The sequence below is a fragment of the Shigella sp. FC1967 genome (assembly GCF_001743005.1).
Taxonomy (GTDB): domain Bacteria; phylum Pseudomonadota; class Gammaproteobacteria; order Enterobacterales; family Enterobacteriaceae; genus Proteus.
In genome coordinates, this window is the sequence record NZ_MIIZ01000996.1 from 1 (window position 1) to 1,376 (window position 1,376).

General features: G+C 30.8%; 1 protein-coding gene and 1 pseudogene. One reads left to right on the forward strand and one right to left on the reverse strand.

Translation table 11 applies throughout. From position 1 onward, the window contains the following. Positions 1–175 (forward strand): annotated as a pseudogene (locus tag BHE89_RS26225) (C69 family dipeptidase); the annotation flags it as partial. 77 nt (positions 176–252) lie between these two features. On the opposite strand, the gene BHE89_RS17265 reads toward BHE89_RS26225, so the two are convergent. Continuing rightward, on the reverse strand, positions 253–1,149 hold the full coding sequence (locus tag BHE89_RS17265) for a helix-turn-helix domain-containing protein (protein WP_069368765.1): 897 nt from the start codon (positions 1,147–1,149) through the stop codon (positions 253–255). Between the last annotated feature and the right edge of the window lie 227 nt (positions 1,150–1,376).

Here is a 1,376-nt window from a genome sequence, read left to right on the forward strand (position 1 = left end):
CAAAATGGTGCAAACAGATAAAGTTGGTGCAGATAAAATGCTTAACGAGTTTAATCTACGAGTCATGGCTGATGCTGAAAAATTAACTGAAAATTTAATGAATGAAGTGTTTACAATAAGAACAAAAGATATTCAAGACGATATTTTCTTTGCAAATAAATCTAAAAAAGACTAGTTGAAACTTCTTATTTGAAATACAACTTAAATAAAAGATCCCAGTTCATTTTTTGGGATCTTTTCAATTTGGGTTAATTAAAGAACAGGAATGTAGTAACTTATTTGTTTTAAGTATTGTTCACTTTGCTCAAGTAATTTATCGTAACTTACCGATTGTTTTAGTGTATATTGTTCAATATCAGGACCGGGTCTACGTAATAAATTCATTTTAGGTAATACTTTAGTATATACGGTGTAAATAATGTCATCGTAACCAGTTAGTGAGCCTAAAATTTCATCCATATGAAAAGTAATTGCTAAATATTTACCACTCGGTAATTCTAATTGTGACATTGCTGATAGATTAGATGTTGTTGATAATTTTTCTTTATCAACAGCGGTACTATAAATGTACATTGTATCTTCTAATGTACTCGCAGATGCTCGATGCATTGCATATAGTTCTGTGGGTATTGTATTCACATCCTTCAAAAATTTACGCCAAAATTCTTTTCTAAATTTTTTCTTGTCTGAATTCCACGTTGAAACGGGTTTGTTGTATTGATGAGACATACCCGCTAATTTTAGGGAAGGAAAGGTAATTATTTCATATTTAGCGCTCAGTTCGACAGTTTCTAGAGCTGGAAAAATCAGTTCACTAATATCCCAACCTGGCTTTTTTCTGTATTCGGAAGGCGTGATATTAAACTGTTTTTTAAATGCGCGGCAAAATGTTTGTTGAGAATCAAACCGATATTTCAATGAGATATCCAGCAGGCTACAACGTGTTATGCGTAAAGCGTAAGCACCACAAGATAAACGGCGGGCGAGTATGTATTTTCCTAAAGATATTCCTGTATATGCTTTAAATAAGCGCTGAAAGTGCCATTTTGTATAGCCTGATTTTTCAGCAACAATATCTAGTGATAAGTGTGAATCAAGATTTTGCTCAATCCAAACAATAATATCTTTAACAACATTCTCTTGGAGCATGAAAATTCCTATTATTTTTCTTTATCGATATTTTTCAACAAGATCGACTTTATTTATTGAAACTACAATAAATTTATAGTACTAGGATAATAGCATATCGTATAGTGATAATTACATTGAATAAAGTAAAATAGGCAGGCAATAATGTAAAGTTATGTATTGCAATTTATTTGAATTTAACTAAAACTGTATTTTGACTCAACCATCAATGATTGATTATTTTTTTA